Below are 17,155 nucleotides of genomic sequence, written 5' to 3'. Positions count from 1 at the left end.
TTTGATCTGGTCGCGGATATCCGGGATTAGTGCAGCTATTTGTTGATTGCAACCGAAATCATTTTACATTTGCATGAATCCAAACGAAAAAACAGGACTATTTTGATTCAAAGAAACTCCAAAACACAACTCATTACGTGGATCCTATTTTTGGGTTTATTGATATATGCTATTTTAAGAGCCTGGATTGTGGAACCTATCCACGATGAAGTAGCAACTTATTTTCATTACATCGAAACAGGAGAAATCCACGGCGGACGTTCGTTGATGGATGCCAATAACCACTTGTTCAACAGCTGGCTCGGAAATCTTTCTTACCGCTGGTTCGGCGAACATTTCTTTTTATTCCGTGTTCCTGCAATCCTGTGTTTTTGCCTTTATTTTTGGTCGAGCCGGAAACTTACCCGCAACCTGAACCTGGGTATCTGGGGTGAATTTTGTTTCGTAGCGTTGAATACGATTCCCTGGATCTTTGATTATTTCAGTTACACAAGAGGATATGGACTCGCAATCGGATTTTTCATGGCAGCACTCCTGCAATTGTCGCTGTGGTTAAAAGCGCAACATACCGGTCATTTGATCCTGCTCCTTTTGTTCCTCTACTTAGCAGTTCTCTCGAATTTGACTTACCTGATCACCAGTTTGATCATCAGTGCTTATATTGTTTTTACTACTTTGCTTTACGCCAGGAAAATCGGGATCAAAGCGCTGATGTTCCACGCTTTTTTGCTCATCGTATTCGGCTTTGCACTGATTCCGCTTATCGAATTCAGCTTCGAATTAAAGGAAGCCGGAGCACTTTATTACGGGAGTCTTGACGGACTTTGGTGGGTTACCGGAAAAACCCTTTCACGCTATATTTTATTCTACGATGCAAACTGGCTGCGTATTGCTTACCTGATAATTGGCTTCACGGGTGTAGTGCTTTTATTCCTGCAATGGAAAAAAGAATCCTGGCTGCAATTCCTCACAAGTACCTCATTCTGGCTGTGTATGCTGATTGCAGGAAACATTTTTGCCATTCTTTTCCTGGCAAAAGTCATGCAGGTAAATTACCCGGAAGACCGCGCTGCCATGTACCTGATCCCGCTGAGCATTTTGGCCCTGACTGCGTTATTTGCTCGAAATCGAATCTCCAAGTACTTTTTGGTAGTGCTGTTATTCTTTCCCGTAAGTTTTATCGCAAAATTAAATTTAAATACATCGGTTTTCTCCCCGGATGACCGCATGAGCAAGGCATTCTACGAAGCTGCAACAAAAGATCTAAAACCGCATGAAACGGTAAGCATCTACCCGATCCAGCAGCTGACCTATGCTTACTTCGAACGCACAAATCCAAACCGGAAGGTAAAACACATCGGTACCCTGCAAAAGGATTTTCTTCCGGAAAGTGATCTGATACTTACCAAAACAACGTGGTTATTTCCCAAAGACGACACCAGGGCTTATAAAATTGTGGCCGAAGATCCGGCAAGCACTTATATTGCTTTGAAACGGAAAACCCCGTTCAAACAGGTTCATTTGTTTGATTCCGTTGGAAAAACAAAACAATCCGATGAGGAATTTATCCTCTTCTACGATGGCCCGATACGTCCGGAATGGCGGAACAAAACTATCCGGATCAGCCTAAAAGGTGATTTGAAAACGGACAAGCACCTGAATGATTTCAACATGGTAGTTGCCACCGATGATAAGGCAGGAGCTCATTTGAGGTACGATTATCAAAACCTTCGCTGGTATTACGGAGAGAATGTGCAGCAATTCAAATTGAACTATCCTTATTCCGCAAAGCATTTTGTCAACGAAGAATCCCGATTGATTATTTATATTTGGAACCCGGAAAGAAAGCATTTCAAGCTGACACGTCCGACTATTCAGATTATTGAGTTAAAATAAAGCACATGGCACTAGATAAAAACGGAATAGCAAAACGAATTGCACAGGAACTGCAAGATGGCTGGTATGTGAATTTGGGAATTGGTATCCCTACATTGGTCGCAAATTACATTCCTGAAGGCATCGAAGTAGAATTCCAGTCGGAAAACGGTATTCTTGGAATGGGTCCTTTTCCTTTTGAAGGGGAAGAAGATCCGGACTTGATCAACGCCGGAAAACAAACCGTTACACTTCGTCCGGGAGCATCTATTTTCGATTCTGCTACTTCTTTTGCTATGATCCGTGGTCAGCACGTACAGTTAACAGTCCTTGGGGCCATGGAAGTTTCTCAAAACGGAGACATCGCTAACTGGAAAATTCCCGGAAAAATGGTGAAAGGAATGGGAGGGGCAATGGATTTGGTTGCTTCTGCTGAGAATATCATCGTAGCAATGATGCATTCCAATAAAGCCGGTGAATCAAAAATACTGAAAGCCTGTACGCTGCCTTTGACCGGAGTTGGCTGTGTAAAGAAAGTTGTAACCGAACTGGCAGTATTAGAGATCAAAGACAATAAATTCCACCTCATTGAACGTGCTCCGGGAGTAAGTGTGGAAGAAATCGTTTCCAAAACAGAAGGAGATCTGGTAGTGCCGGATTTTGTGCCTGAAATGAACATCTAATAAAATTCCCATTTTTACGTTATCCAAACATGATTCAAAAATTATCCATTCTTATACCGGCATACAACGAAGGCCCGACCATTCACCTGATTTTGGACAAGATCAAAAAGGTACAATTGGAAAACGACGTTCACAAAGAATTGGTAATCGTAAATGATTGTTCAAAAGATAACACAGTAGAACGCATTGAGGCCTATATGGCAGCAAACCCGGAAATGGACATCCGCCTGTTTTCCCAACCGTATAATCAGGGAAAAGGAGCGGCCATCAATCGTGCTATCCAGGAAGCAACAGGAGAATATATTATCATCCAGGATGCCGACCTGGAATACGATCCGGAAGAATACAACCTGCTCTTGAAACCTGTTTACATGGATAATGCAGATGTGGTTTACGGATCCCGTTTTATGGGTCACCAGCCTCACCGCATTCTCTTTTACTGGCATTCCAAAGGAAATAAATTCCTTACGGGACTTTCCAACATGATGACGAACCTGAATCTAACGGACATGGAAACATGTTACAAGCTGATTCGTGCTTCGATAGCGAAAGATATCAAAATCAAAGAAAACCGCTTCGGAATTGAGCCTGAAATCACTGCAAAACTGGCAAAACGAAAAGGAATCCGTATTTATGAAGTGGGCATTTCCTACTATGGAAGAACATACGAGGAAGGCAAGAAAATCGGCTGGAAAGACGGATTCAGAGCAATTTACTGCATTGTTAAGTACCGCTTCACGAACTAATTATCAATTATGAATGGAGAAATTATCAAGAACGTGAATCTCCTTGATAATTGATAATTTCAGAATTAATAATTGATTTCCTTCGACCAGCGTATCGATCGCTTTTCGATAACCCGATAATAACAGTATGCAAAAAAGATTGCCCCGAAGACAGCCACTGTAAAATACACCCATGGATTCCAGTCTACATGCGGTTGATTGATGCAATAACTCAGGAATAATCCACCCGAAAATCCATGAGTCAGGTAAAGTGAGTACGAGAAACGCCCGATTGCTTCCAGCCACTTGCTTTTAATTGCAATCCAAAGCAAAAAGACAACTCCAATCAAAGCAATCATCGTATCCTCTATCGGGAACATCACATACAGGAAAATAAAACAGGCACCTATTAAAAGATAATTCAGGACCACATTGCGTGATCGATAGATTTCCGAACAAGCAATTCCGATGAGAAAAAAAGGCACATTGTGGATCAAATCGATCGAGTAGAAATAACAAGCTGCTATCAAAGCCGAAAATGTTATCAATACATAACTCAGGGCGGTTCTGTTCAATGGAATTACCAACAGCCCAATTACCAGGTAAAACAGGAACTCCACCTTCAAAGTCACAAAAATCGGATTTATCCATTGCGTATCCTTGAACAGGTCTACCGAAAGTGTTGCATTCTCAAGCAGCTGTTTTGCGGAATACGGGAAAGGCCATCCAAAAACAAGAGGAGTAATGCAAATCAGAACGATGACGCCTAAAAAAGGCGGAAAAATGCGTAGAAATCGCTTTAGAAGATAGTTGGGGTACTGTTGAATACCGAAAGAGTTATCTCTTGTCAGCGAATAATAAATAACGAACCCGGAAATAATGTAGAACAGTTCAACTCCCTGTGCCCCGAATTCGGAAAGCTTACGGATCAGTTCATTTTTTACCAGGTATTCTTTTGCATCTGAAAACGAAATAAAATGAAAAATCAGTACGATCAATGCAGCCAGCGCACGCAATGATTCAATGTGTCCCAAATAGTTCTTCCCTTTTTCCAAAGTCCCGCTAAAATACCTGTTTCGTTTTAAATACCGTTGCGAATTAAATCATTGAGAATTTCCAAAACAACAAAAACCCTGACGTTGCTTATGCAAGTCAGGGTTTAAAACGTATTTGTATCGATTTTAGTACAACTCCTGTTTCAATGCTGTACGGTAATCTTTGATTTCTTCCCTGTTGATTTTGTGCTCGGCATTTTTCAACAAATTCAGTAAATACAGGAAGTTCTCCTGGTCTTCGATCTCCAAAGGATACTCATTTCCTTCTTCATCTTCTTCATACTGAGCCTGAACGTCAAATGCATTTCTGTCCAGCAGAAATTCGTATGATAAACGTAAAACTTTCACCACCAACGGATCTTGTTCTTTCAAAGCTTGTTCACGCAATTCTTTCAAATCATCCACAAGACCTTTGTAGGCAATCCCCTCTTTTTCCACTTTGGAAATAATTGTTTCTAATTTCTTATTGGCAATGGCCGTTTTCATACTTCACTTATTTTCAAGGTTGTAACTACTTTATCACAACTTTCAAGACATGCAAATGTAATGACTTATTAGCAGTAAAAATAACATCTGCGGTGTTTTTTTACAAAATCATTGAATTTCGACCCAATCCTGCTTTCTTTTAGAATTACCGCTCACACGTAGAACGAATGACTATATTTGTAAAAACAGAAAAACCGAACTTTTGCTAGATATTTTAATCAAAGGAATTATAACCGGATTTATACTCAGTATAATGATCGGGCCTGTATTCTTTCTGCTCCTTGAGACGAGTATCCGAAAAGGAGTTCGTGCGGCTATTGCATTTGACCTTGGTGTCCTGCTTTCAGACCTCATTTATATTCTCATTGCCCTGGTATTTTATGCACAGGTTACCAAAATTACTTCCGGGGAATACGGGAACATTATTTCCATTGTCGGCGGCGTTATCCTGATCATCTTCGGATTGGTAACACTTTTAAAGAAACCCAAAGAAGATAAAAAAGAAGCCGATAAGCAGCTGAATAATCAAACAAAAGACCTCATCCTGCTGGGACTTAAGGGATTCCTGCTGAATTTTGCCAATCCGGGTGTGATCTTTTACTGGATTACTGTAATTGCACTTGGAGCAGACGGAAAAAAAAGCGCGGATAACGCCATTGACGAAAGCACCTACTGGTACATCCTGATTATCATGGTTACTTTCTTTTCTGTGGATCTGTTGAAGATTATCGGCGCAAAAAAGCTAAGACCTTTCATTACTGACAACGTATTGACGGGACTAAACCGCCTGATTGGTCTGATCATCATCGGGACCGGCATATTATTAGTAATTAAAGGTTTTCTTGATAAGTAAGCGATGTAACATTTCATACTATTCGTAATTATTAGATTAAAAACTCATTCAAATTATTCCATGAAATTCGTTTGTTTCCTATTTTCTTTATGCTCCTTATCGGTAATGGGTCAGGTTATAAACAAAGAAAACCTTACTCCAAAGGAGAAAAACTATTATGATTTTCAACAAACGCAACTGGAATCCGTAGGAAGCTATTACAAAGATCCGTTAGGTGAGACCAGGGACAAACACGGAAAATGGCTTTATTATGACCGTTTCGGAGGAGTAAGTGAGGAACGCAATTATTACAGAGGTAAATTGAACGGACGAGTGATCTCATTCCACCCGAACGGAAAAAACAAACAGGAAGGTTACTTCAAAATGGGAGAACAGGACAGTGTTTTCCGTGAATGGAACGAATTGGGGAAGTTAACTGTTCAGGGGAACTACAAATTCGGAATACCTGCCGGAATCTGGGAATATTATTACCTGACCGGACAGAAAAAGCAAGTAGAAGAAATTATCGATACAACCACTTACCTGCGCGAATTCTGGATGCCGGATAGCCTCCACACCCAAAAAATAAAAGATGGAAACGGTGAATACCTTACATTCTACGACACCGGAATGGAAAAAGAATGGTACAACTACAAGAACGGACTGAAAGACGGTCCTTTCGAGGAGGTTTCCATTTACGGATATTTGTTAATCAGCGGAAAATTCAGGAACGGGCAAAAAGACAGCACCTGGAATTTCTTCTATTACACCGGCAAAAAAGAAAAAATCAGCAACTACGTTGATGGAAAACTGGATGGCGAGTACAAATACTTTTACGACAACGAACAGGTAAATGTAGAAGGAGCTTATAAGAAGGGCGAAAAATCCGGTTTGTGGACCTGGTACACCAAAAAAGGAACCAAGGATATGGAAGGTTCTTTCGACAAAGGGCAGCAGAACGGAAAATGGACCTATTGGTACCCGACCGGAGAATTACGCAATTACGCGGAATACGACCACGATAAAAAAACAGGGACCTGGCAGTACTTCTACAAAGACGGAAGCAAGTTTAAAAGTTCACCGTATGTAGACGACCAAAAACAAGGATTGTGGGAAACCTGGTATGAAAACGGACAGCTGCTGATGTCGGGGAAATATGTCAACGACAAAGAGGAAGGAACCTGGGTCAACTATTGGGAAAACGGGAAAGAAAAAAACATCGCGACTTTCAAGAACGGCTTGCTTCATGGAAAGTGGGAATCTTACTTTCCAACCGGAAAACCAAACATTTTCGGGAATTACAAAGAAGGCGAGAAAACAGGTGAATGGACCAGTTTCTTCGAAAACGGAAAACCAAAGGACATATTCAATTACAAAGTCATCACGAAGAAATCCAAAATCCCGAATGGCCCATTGAAGGATTACGATGTGAAAGAAAGCATCAAAGACGGCCATTCCGTTTCGTTCTCTCAAAAGGATTATAAAAAAACCGAAGAAGGAGATTACAAGAACGGTGAAAAGGATGGAGTTTGGTATACCTACTGGCCCGGCGGGCATATTCCAAGTAATACTACGACTTATAAGAACGGATTACTGGAAGGAAAATCAATTGAACTGGACCGCAGAGGAAACCCGGTTTCGGAAACCGAATACAAAAACGGTTTGAAGCACGGGAAGATGAAAATCTACGACAAGCGCGGGAAAGTAGTTAAAGAACTGGAATTTGAGTTCGGGCAGCAAGTCATCAAAGGAGCCGGAGGAAGTAGCATTGAGTTTAAGACACGTTAAAGCTGTTCAATGGGTTCAAAAGTTTAAAGTGTTTAAAAGAATTTCCTTTTTTTGAACTTTTTTGAACTTTTTTGATTCCGATAGCTATCGGAACTTTTGAATAGTTGTAACATGTCATCTTTTTTCTTAAATTAAAGAAGAAAAGGCTCATGACAGACCAGGAATTAGGCATTTTCGGGGAGCAGATGGCTCAAAAATTCCTTCTCAAAAACGGATATGTTATTCGTAAAACCAATTACCGGTATTTAAAGTTTGAGATTGATATCATTGCCGAAAAAGATGAAAAAATAGTAGTCGTTGAGGTAAAAACCCGGCAAACAGCTGAAATCGGTGAACCGTGGATGGCAGTTACCCGGAAGAAACAGCGTCAGATCATCTTTTGCGCCAACGAATACATTCAATCAAGGGATCTACCCAACGAAGTACGTTTCGACATTATTTCAATCGTTCACAATCAGTTTCGCACGAAACTGGAACATATTGAGGATGCATTTTCGACGTGATTGAAAATTTTACCGCAAAGAATGAAAGAACGCAAAGATATTTATGGAAAAATTGGGTTTCTGAATCTCAACCGAAAAGAACTATGAAATCAATACTTCTGTTTACACTTTTTTTTTGCGGTTCCGTATCCTTCTCACAAGATGATGATTACTTTGAAGAAGATTCACTGCATCTGACACAATTTTTACAGCAAGTTGATCATATTGAATTGTGTGAATTAGGTCTTACTTGCTATATGGATTCAGTTTATGTTGACGATTCTGACGAAATGAAACTAACAGAAAGATGCTATCTGGGTGGAGCCATTAAATCCCGGGAAGTTGATTTTTCCAAAATTACATGCAGACAAATCGCAAAAAACAAAGAAGATTTCTTTCAAGTACTATTAGCAAGTACCAAAAACAATGAACGAATAATTGGAGCATGTTATCAACCAAGAAATGGAATCCTATTTTTTGATAAAGACCAAAAACTGTTAGCATATCTGGAAATCTGCTTTGAATGCTATAATAGCAACACCATTAAAAAGTTAGGGGACTTGAGTTTTGTAGAAGAAGACTTTGCGCTGTTGGAAAACCTTTTTATAGCTCATGAAATAAAAACCAATTGACAAAACATTCAATCTTCGGAAAGTCTAAATCCTTTTCAATTATCCCATTTTCAACTCTCAATTAAATAAGTTGATTTCCAGTGATGTAACAAAATTGACCGAAACGTCTTATCTTTGTGCCGTCGCTGAAGCTTTAGCACAAGCGATGTTGCCGTCTACTGCGATAGTAAACATTAAATTCTGCTCGTGATGAACACAAGAAAAACAGGTACTGGGAAAGGCCGTACAACAACAGGAAGAGGATCTAAGCCAACCGGCTCCAAACCTACTTCCAGAACAGGGAAACCAGCTGTAAAAGGCGGAAGACCTGCTCCAAGAACAGAGAAATCAGACGCTCCGAAAAGCAGCTCTCCAAGACCAAGACCGCAAAGTGCTGAAGGATCTTCAAAACCGTATTTTAAACCGAAAGTTCGCAAAGGTGATCCATTGCCTACTTTCAATGAAGACGATGTTCGTTTGAACAAATATTTGTCGAATGCCGGGGTTTGCTCCCGCAGAGAAGCAGATGTATTGATCCAGACCGGCGTGGTTTCCGTAAACGGTGAGATCATTACCGAATTGGGGTACAAGATCAAGAAGGGCGATAAAGTTCAGTACGATGGTGAAACCATCAACGCTGAAACGAAGCGTTACGTGCTTTTGAACAAACCGAAAGGCTTCATTACTACCATGGATGATCCGCTTGGAAGAAAAACCGTGATGGGATTGGTAATCAACGCTTGTAAAGAGCGCATTTATCCCGTAGGGCGTTTGGACCGCGACACAACCGGTTTGCTGTTGTTTACCAATGACGGTGATATGGCGAAAAAGCTGACTCACCCACGTTATGAAGCAACGAAGATTTACCACGTTGAAACGGATAAGCCGGTTCAAAAAGAACATTTGGAATTGTTGATGCGCGGAATCGAACTGGAAGACGGACGTATCAAGGCTGATAAGGCAGAATACGTTACGGACGGAAAATCTGCCCGTGAAGTAGGAATAGAGATCCACTCCGGGAAAAACCGCATTGTACGCCGTATGTTTGAGAAACTGGGATATGAAGTTGTGAAACTGGATCGTGTTCAATTCGCAAGCTTAACGAAGAAAGATTTGCCAAGAGGTTATTACCGCCATTTAACAGAGAAAGAAGTAAGCTTCCTTAAAATGACTAAATAAATCAACATGCACAGAAAGCTGTTATTCCTAGTTCTTTTAGCAGTGATTGCAACCCCGGCTGATGCGCAGATCCGCAAACATCAACGGAAGAGAAGTACCAATGCAGGTACCCTTTTCTTCTATTGGGGCTATAATCGAACTGCGTACACTCCGTCGACAATCCATTTCATCGGGTCTAATTACGATTTCAAACTCAGTGGTGTGAGAGCGACAGACAGACAGCCGAAATTCGGAGCAAACCTGTATTTGAATCCCATGAATATGACCATTCCGCAGTACAATTTCCGGATCGGGTATTATTTCACGGAAAAATGGGCCCTGTCTGTTGGTGTTGACCATTTCAATTACGTGATGGCCCATGACAAGGAAGTCACTTTGGATGGTCATTTTGATATCGGAGCTGATTCTTTGTGGGAAGGGAATTATACCCAGGAAAGTGTTTTAGTGGATCCACGTCAGCTGCATTATGAGCATTCGGGGGGATTGAACTACCTGAGAATCGAATTGATGCGTTCGTTCGACCTGCTTGAATTGGGTGACAGAAGACAATTTGCGATTACGGGGAATGTGGGGTTGAATATCGGCCCGATGTTAACGACCACCAACTTCTGGTTTGCAAATCAGCAGTCGAATCGCTCAACAGCTCTTTCCGGTTACGGGATCGGTGCAAATGCAAGCGCACGTTTGGAATTTTTCAAACACGTGTTCATTCAGGCCGAAGGAGGATTGGCTTTTGCACATCTTCCGGGAGTTAAAACCCGTGCGAATGACCGTAACCAGCGTGCAAAACAAGCTTTCGGATTAGCTTCCTACAATGTATCTTTGGGCCTGATGTTCTACATCAAAACCAAGAACGGGTGTGACAGCTGTCCGCATTGGTAGCACGAGTTCAAAAAGATCAAATGTTCAAAAGTTAAAATCAATTGAACTCTTTGAACTCTTTGAACTCTTTGAACTCTTTGAAAAAACAAAATAAATACTAACAAATAAAATTTATAGACTTTCGGTTTTAAGTCCTGATGTCCTAAAATCTGAACGTCCTAATATCTAAAGTAATGTCACAAGAATTATCAGAACAAGAAATCCAGCGGCGACAAACGCTGCAGCACTTGCGCGATGCGGGGATTGATCCTTATCCTGCAGCACTTTACCCGGTAACCGATTATTCGGCTTCTATCAAGAACAATTTTGAAGAAGGAAAAACGGTATGTTTAGCCGGAAGAATGATGAGCCAGCGTGTAATGGGAAAGGCTTCTTTTGCTGAATTGCAGGACTCTGAAGGAAGAATCCAGGTGTATTTCAACCGCGACGAGATCTGTCCGGGAGAAGATAAAATGCTTTACAACGACTTGTTCAAAAAATGGCTTGACCTGGGTGATTTCATAGGGATCAAAGGAGAAGTCTTCAAAACACAAGTAGGAGAAGTTTCCGTAAACGTGAAAGAATTCCAGTTGTTGAGCAAATCCCTAAAACCGCTTCCACTTCCTAAAACAGATGCCGAAGGAAATGTACACGATGCATTTACAGATCCGGAATTGCGTTACCGTCAGCGCTATGTTGATTTGGTGGTAAATCCGCAAGTGAAAGAGGTATTCGTAAAACGCACGAAATTGTTCTCCGCTATGCGTAACTTCTTCAATGACGCCGGTTACATGGAAGTTGAAACACCGATTTTGCAGGCAATTCCGGGTGGAGCTTCCGCACGACCGTTCATTACGCACCACAATGCTTTGGACATTCCGTTATACATGCGTATCGCTAATGAATTGTATCTGAAAAGGCTGATTGTTGGTGGGTTTGACGGTGTTTACGAGTTCTCCAAAAATTTCCGCAACGAAGGAATGGACAGAACGCACAATCCGGAATTCACAGCCATGGAAATCTATGTTTCTTACAAAGATTACAACTGGATGATGGATTTCACAGAGCGCTTATTGGAGCATTGTGCAATAGCTGTAAATGGTACGGCAGACTGTACATTCGGTGAACACAAAATCAGCTTCAAAGCACCATACAAACGAGTAACGATGCGTCAATCGATCATTGATTTCACCGGTTTCGATATCGATGGGAAATCAGAAGATGAATTGAGAGCTGCTGCTAAAGGAATGGGAATCGCTGTTGACGATACCATGGGGAAAGGAAAATTGATCGATGAGATCTTCGGGGAAAAATGCGAAGGAAACTACATTCAACCTACTTTCATCACAGATTATCCGAAAGAAATGTCGCCATTGTGCAAAACACACCGCGACAATCCGGAATTAACCGAGCGTTTCGAGTTGATGGTTTGTGGAAAAGAAATCGCGAATGCTTATTCGGAATTGAATGACCCGATCGATCAGCGTGAGCGTTTCGAAGATCAGGTGCGCCTTTCCGAAAAAGGAGATGATGAAGCAAACGGGTTAATCGATCAGGATTTCCTGCGTGCTTTGGAATATGGTATGCCGCCAACATCCGGGTTGGGAATCGGAATGGACCGTTTGATCATGTACCTGACAAACAATCCTTCCATCCAGGAAGTACTGTTCTTCCCGCAAATGCGCCCTGAGAAAGTGGTAAAAGTAGTTTTGAACGAGAACGAGCAATTGATATTCGATATCATGCAGCGCGAAAAAAGCATGAACCTGCTTACTTTGAAAGAATCCGTTAACCTGAGCAATAAGGCTTGGGATACAAGTATCAAAGGATTGACAAAACACGGATTATTGAAAGTGACCAAAACAGATGATATTCTGAACGTGGACCTGGTAGGATAATCCTTAAATGAAATACATTGAAGTCCCTGATTTGCTAAGGTAGATCAGGGATTTTTATTTCTGGTAAGCGCCCTTAAAATGGGTGTGTACTTCCGAAAGTGGTTAGAGGATTAAATTCCAACACCTGGAATAATTTGTTAAGAATTTATTCTCACATTGATAAATCAACAAAATTCTCACAAAGCCGCCTTTCAAAGCAACTATTTTTATCAAAGTTGTATCTATATACCTACAAAACAATTATTTCAGGGAAAGAACATTTATTCAAAATAAATACTACCTTATCCCTGACTTACCGAAAGGTAAAGCTACAATACGCTATATGAACCGAAAAAGAACTGATTGGAACCGACTGTTAATCTCTGCTTGTGCCATTGCCACGCTGGCTTTGGTGCTTTTTTCAGTCCCTGCCTGTAAAAAGAAACCCACAGTGGAACCTATTGATCCGCCGGTGGAAGAAGAAACGGGAGTTTCTGTGGATCTCACCACTGTTCCCTACACCAAATTGTCTGATTACCGCTTTTTCGAAGGTGAAATGAAAAACCAGGTACCCGCTGAAAAAGTGATTCCGTACCAACCGGCATCCGGTCTTTTCACGGATTATGCCCATAAGAAACGCTTCATTTGGATGCCAAACGGAACGCAGGCAACTTACAACGGTGATCATAATGTACTTGAGCTTCCGGTTGGAGCGGCATTGATCAAAACCTTCTATTATGACAATGTGCAGCCGGCAGGAAACACCCGGATCATCGAAACTCGTATAATGATCCGTAAATCATCCGGCTGGGTTTTCGCCAATTATGTTTGGAATACCGAGCAAACAGAAGCTTATCTGGACATGAACGGAAGCTATACCAACGTCAGCTGGCTTGAAAATGGTGTTCCAAAAAGCACCGCTTACCGGATTCCAAACCAAACGGAATGTCACACTTGTCATAAATTAAATGACGAACCTATTCCGATCGGGATCAAACCTCAGAACCTGAATATTGATTACACTTATGAGGATGGTACCCAAAACCAGCTTCAAAAGTTGGTTGCTGTCGGATATCTGCAGAATAATCTTCCCGGAAACATTGTTTCTACTGTGAATTACATGGATCAGACAAAGTCGGTAGATCAACGGTTCCGCTCCTATGTAGACATCAATTGTGCGCATTGCCATGCCGAAAACAAACATTGTTCCTACCGACCAATGCGTTTAGCATTTTCAGAAACATCAGATCCCATTAACTTAGGCTTATGTGTAGAACCGGAAGAAGTTATTGATGCTGCCTATGTTTACATCATTAAACCAAATGATAAAAACCGCTCCATGATGCATTACCGACTTGGATCCGTTGAACCAAGTGAGCGTATGCCGTTACTCGGCCGGACCATCGTTCACGAAGAAGGCCTGCAGCTCCTGGAAGAATGGATTGCCTGGAAACAAACCTGTAACTGATACACTATTGATAACTTAAAACCGAGAATTATGAAAATTAATTTTACTCTTTTTCTTTTGATGGGAATGCCCTTGCTTTCCCATGCACAAAATACCTGTGCTACTGCCCTGCCGGTCACGGCGGGAACTTATGTCGTCACTGCTGTTGACGGAACCGAAGCTCCGACACTTGCCTGCGCATTAAACGGGTTAACGAACGTAACGGCCGGCGAATGGTACACTTACACGCCAAGTGCAAACTATACGGTTACCATTACAACTGATTTAGCAGCTTCAGCGGGAGCCGATACACGATTCCACGTTTACTCGGGAACTTGCGGATCACTTGTTTGTGTTTCCGGGGATGATGACGGAGGAAGCGGTTTAACATCACTGGCTTCTTTCAATGTTACAGCCGGAACAACATACACCATTGCTTTTGACAACCGATGGTCAGCAAGCGGATTCAGCTTTGAATTAACAGAAAGCCCGATTGTTGTTCCACCAACGCCTCCAATTACTTTTACGGCAAATACTTTCCCTGCTATCAGCGGGAATTACGGACTTGCAACAACGGACATGAACGGAGACCACCTGGATGATATCGTTACTGTTTCTGCTTCCAGCGTACAAATCCTGTATCAGCAAATCAGCGGAGCTTATGTAACGAATAACATCCCGACTTCTACAACGATGTTCCAGCCATCCTGGAGCATGGCAATCGGTGATATCGATAAGAACGGTTTCAACGACATGCTTTACGGAGGTGGTTCAGGTGTAACATTTATGAAAGCAAATGCAACAGGAACAGGATATACTGAAATTTCCGGTACCGAATATGTATTCTGTCAGCGTACAAACTTCGTAGACATCAATAACGATGGAAACCTGGATGCTTTTTCCTGCCACGACGTCGATCCGAATGTTTACTACATCAACGACGGAAGCGGGAACCTTACTTATCATCAGGGAGGATTAGGTGACCACCCGGAAGGAGGGAATTACGGTTCGATCTGGATGGATTACGATAACGACGGAGACCAGGACCTTTTCATCGCAAAATGCCGTGGTGGTGCTTCTACAGCAAAAATCAATGAGTTGCACAGAAATGACGGAGCAGGTGTATTCACCGACGTTTCCATCTCTTCCAATATGGCAGATCCTATCCAGACCTGGTCTTCAGCATGGAATGATTTCAACAACGACGGATGGATGGATGCTTTAATTGGGGCCAGCTCCACAGATGATGGTCCTCATAAACTAATGAAAAATAACGGCAACGGAACATTCTCAGACGTGACTGCCGGATCAGGTTGGGACACCAATCCCAGTTTGAATATCGAGCATGTATCTTTTGATTTCGATAATGACGGCTTCACGGATGTATTAGGCGGAGGGAATAAAATCATGTTCGGAAACGGTGATATGACTTTCTTCCCGATGGTTTATCCCTTTACGAACGGTGCCGTAGGAGATTTGAACAACGACGGATTCCTGGATATCAGAAACGGGAACACGGTTTATATGAGTGATAAAAACAGCAATAACTGGATTACTATTAACCTTCAGGGAATTGAAAGTAATTCCAATGGAATTGGTGCGCGTGTGGAAATTTACGGTTCATGGGGAAAACAGATCCGTGATATCCGCAGCGGTGACGGTTTCAGATACATGAACACTCTGAACGCACATTTTGGTTTGGGAACTGCAACCGTTATCGATTCCATGTTCATCAAATGGCCTTCCGGACATATTGATCAGATCAACAATCCAACAATCAATGAACCGATCACTGTAGTAGAAGGGTCTCATCCTTTAAGCTTACTGGAAGTTGACGGAAAGAAAATTGCACTTTATCCGAACCCGACAACAGACTACTTAACTGTGGAGAACTTTGATCTGTTGGATGCAAGCAGTATCGAGATCTACTCTCAATTGGGCGGTCGTGTAATGAACACCGAAATGAAAGACGCGAAAATTTCTCTTACAGGCTTGACCAGTGGGCGTTATTTCTTAGTCATTCACACGAAGAACGGAGAAAAGTACTCCGAATCATTCATCAAGATGTAATAAAACAATTGAATCCAAAAAAAATGGGTGTCTCAGCTAAACCTGGACACCCATTTTTTATGCTTTATAAAAAATTACATTTTAAAAACGACACCTCCGGTAATTAAAGACTTTCCGTAACCGGCTTCTGCATAAATACCCACTTTTTCGCTTGGGAAATAACGAATACCCACATGCGGTCCGAAAAAGAACAAAGCTCCTACATGAGAATCATAGTAAGGATCATTATCGTATTTATCACGAACATTTCTGAAAACCGGCCCGCTGCCGATATTCAACCCTCCGTAAACATCCAGTGAATTTGCAAATCCTTTTCCTGCTTTATCTGCAATCAATTGCAAGAAGTGGAAATTAGCAATAAACCCGATCGGAACACCCACACTCCAATAAGGAGAATTGGAAGGTTTGATATACCCCGGTGCGTAAACACCTCCGTAATAATAACCGGCAGTCCTTGCAGAAACTTCAGCTCCTACAACAAATCCCAGTCCAATGTACTTGTGAATCCCAAACTCCATTTGCAGATTAAATGCTCCGTAAGAAGTGTTATAGGCACGGTCATAATCCGAATACAAAGAATAATGCTGATTATAACCTAATCCTAACTGCAAATACTTACTACCACTTCCTCCAAACCCTTGAGCCTGGGAATTGCCTGCCAACAACACAACTGTTGCCAACACCAGCATCAATTTTACCTTCTTCATAACCAATTTTTACTCTTATTTGTTAAATCAAATATAAACAAGTAGACCAAAAAGTTGAGATAAATCAACTTTTTTTGTGATTTGGCTCATTTTAATTTTTTTTCCTCATACGGACCTTTGTCCTATACAATCAGAAGATTATGGAAACGAAGGAAATAAAACAAAGCACCTGGATAAAACTTGAAAATCTGGCAACTCAATACCGATTCGGAGTAATTGCGATCACATTATTAATTATAGGATGTTTAGGCGGTGTCGCGATGAGTTACGGAGCCGCACTCCATATGTGGTCTTTGATCGCAGTAGTTATTCCGACCATGACAACCCTTAGTTTGCTTCTAGCAGTAGCTCCAATGAGATGGATTCTGAATGCATTCATTGTCACTCTTTTAGTGGACATCACGGTTATTCTTATCGTATAAAAACTTACTACACTAACAGGAAGTAGGGGCAAAAAGTTTTTTGCCCCTACTTTTT

Annotated in this window: 16 protein-coding genes; 13 read left to right on the top strand and 3 right to left on the bottom strand. The window is 41.6% G+C overall.

Annotated elements, in window-relative coordinates:
- Positions 1-102 precede the first annotated feature (102 nt).
- Genes QZT69_RS04715 through QZT69_RS04705 form a run of 3 tightly spaced genes read left to right on the top strand, consistent with a single transcriptional unit; the run spans position 103 to position 3,304 of the window.
- The gene (locus tag QZT69_RS04715; RefSeq protein WP_294671035.1) at positions 103-1,896 is read left to right on the top strand and encodes a hypothetical protein; all 1,794 of its coding nucleotides are present in this window, start codon (positions 103-105) and stop codon (positions 1,894-1,896) included.
- A 5-nt stretch (positions 1,897-1,901) separates the two neighbouring features.
- Positions 1,902-2,558 (top strand): CoA transferase subunit B, encoded by a 657-nt coding sequence (locus tag QZT69_RS04710; protein WP_294671033.1) that lies wholly within the window; start codon positions 1,902-1,904, stop codon positions 2,556-2,558.
- Between the two features lie 29 nt (positions 2,559-2,587).
- Entirely contained in the window at positions 2,588-3,304 is a 717-nt protein-coding gene (locus tag QZT69_RS04705; RefSeq protein ID WP_294671030.1) for a glycosyltransferase family 2 protein, read from the top strand.
- Positions 3,305-3,369: 65 nt separating this feature from the next.
- On the opposite strand, the gene QZT69_RS04700 is transcribed toward QZT69_RS04705, so the two are convergent.
- Together QZT69_RS04700 and QZT69_RS04695 are read right to left on the bottom strand one after the other, a co-directional pair.
- Positions 3,370-4,338 carry an acyltransferase gene (locus QZT69_RS04700; protein ID WP_294671027.1) on the bottom strand — a complete coding sequence of 323 codons (969 nt, stop codon included), beginning with the start codon at positions 4,336-4,338 and terminating at the stop codon, positions 3,370-3,372.
- A 126-nt stretch (positions 4,339-4,464) separates the two neighbouring features.
- Positions 4,465-4,824 carry a hypothetical protein gene (locus QZT69_RS04695; protein WP_294671022.1) on the bottom strand — a complete coding sequence of 120 codons (360 nt, stop codon included), beginning with the start codon at positions 4,822-4,824 and terminating at the stop codon, positions 4,465-4,467.
- 202 nt (positions 4,825-5,026) lie between these two features.
- On the opposite strand from QZT69_RS04695, the gene QZT69_RS04690 reads away from it, so the two are divergent.
- The 9 genes from QZT69_RS04690 to QZT69_RS04650 all read left to right on the top strand — a co-directional run bounded on the left by QZT69_RS04690 (position 5,027) and on the right by QZT69_RS04650 (position 15,971).
- Positions 5,027-5,677 carry a LysE family transporter gene (locus tag QZT69_RS04690; RefSeq protein WP_294671019.1) on the top strand — a complete coding sequence of 217 codons (651 nt, stop codon included), beginning with the start codon at positions 5,027-5,029 and terminating at the stop codon, positions 5,675-5,677.
- 60 nt (positions 5,678-5,737) lie between these two features.
- Positions 5,738-7,444 (top strand): toxin-antitoxin system YwqK family antitoxin, encoded by a 1,707-nt coding sequence (locus QZT69_RS04685; RefSeq protein WP_294671016.1) that lies wholly within the window; start codon positions 5,738-5,740, stop codon positions 7,442-7,444.
- A 149-nt stretch (positions 7,445-7,593) separates the two neighbouring features.
- Positions 7,594-7,947 carry a YraN family protein gene (locus QZT69_RS04680; protein ID WP_294671013.1) on the top strand — a complete coding sequence of 118 codons (354 nt, stop codon included), beginning with the start codon at positions 7,594-7,596 and terminating at the stop codon, positions 7,945-7,947.
- An 83-nt stretch (positions 7,948-8,030) separates the two neighbouring features.
- Positions 8,031-8,558: a hypothetical protein gene (locus QZT69_RS04675; protein ID WP_294671010.1), complete on the top strand. Its 528-nt coding sequence runs from the start codon at positions 8,031-8,033 to the stop codon at positions 8,556-8,558.
- Positions 8,559-8,747: 189 nt separating this feature from the next.
- Positions 8,748-9,716, top strand: coding sequence for a pseudouridine synthase (locus tag QZT69_RS04670; RefSeq protein ID WP_294671007.1), 969 nt, complete (start codon positions 8,748-8,750; stop codon positions 9,714-9,716).
- A 6-nt stretch (positions 9,717-9,722) separates the two neighbouring features.
- Positions 9,723-10,598 carry a hypothetical protein gene (locus QZT69_RS04665; protein ID WP_294671004.1) on the top strand — a complete coding sequence of 292 codons (876 nt, stop codon included), beginning with the start codon at positions 9,723-9,725 and terminating at the stop codon, positions 10,596-10,598.
- Between the two features lie 173 nt (positions 10,599-10,771).
- Positions 10,772-12,475, top strand: coding sequence for a lysine--tRNA ligase (gene lysS, locus QZT69_RS04660; RefSeq protein ID WP_294671001.1), 1,704 nt, complete (start codon positions 10,772-10,774; stop codon positions 12,473-12,475).
- A 322-nt stretch (positions 12,476-12,797) separates the two neighbouring features.
- Positions 12,798-13,922, top strand: a complete 1,125-nt coding sequence (locus QZT69_RS04655; protein WP_294670998.1) for a hypothetical protein — start codon at positions 12,798-12,800, stop codon at positions 13,920-13,922.
- Positions 13,923-13,952: 30 nt separating this feature from the next.
- Positions 13,953-15,971 (top strand): FG-GAP-like repeat-containing protein, encoded by a 2,019-nt coding sequence (locus QZT69_RS04650; RefSeq protein ID WP_294670995.1) that lies wholly within the window; start codon positions 13,953-13,955, stop codon positions 15,969-15,971.
- Between the two features lie 74 nt (positions 15,972-16,045).
- Here the strand turns inward: QZT69_RS04650 and QZT69_RS04645 are convergent, their stop codons facing one another.
- A complete protein-coding gene (locus tag QZT69_RS04645) occupies positions 16,046-16,678 on the bottom strand; it encodes a hypothetical protein (protein ID WP_294670994.1) in 633 nt (210 codons plus the stop codon).
- Between the two features lie 140 nt (positions 16,679-16,818).
- Here QZT69_RS04645 and QZT69_RS04640 point away from each other — a divergent pair, with 140 nt between their 5' ends.
- On the top strand, positions 16,819-17,100 hold the full coding sequence (locus QZT69_RS04640) for a hypothetical protein (RefSeq protein ID WP_294670991.1): 282 nt from the start codon (positions 16,819-16,821) through the stop codon (positions 17,098-17,100).
- The last annotated feature ends 55 nt before the right edge of the window (positions 17,101-17,155 follow it).

This window comes from uncultured Fluviicola sp., from assembly GCF_902168135.1.
Lineage (GTDB): Bacteria > Bacteroidota > Bacteroidia > Flavobacteriales_D > Crocinitomicaceae > Fluviicola.
This window is presented reverse-complemented; position numbering and strand designations above follow the sequence as displayed.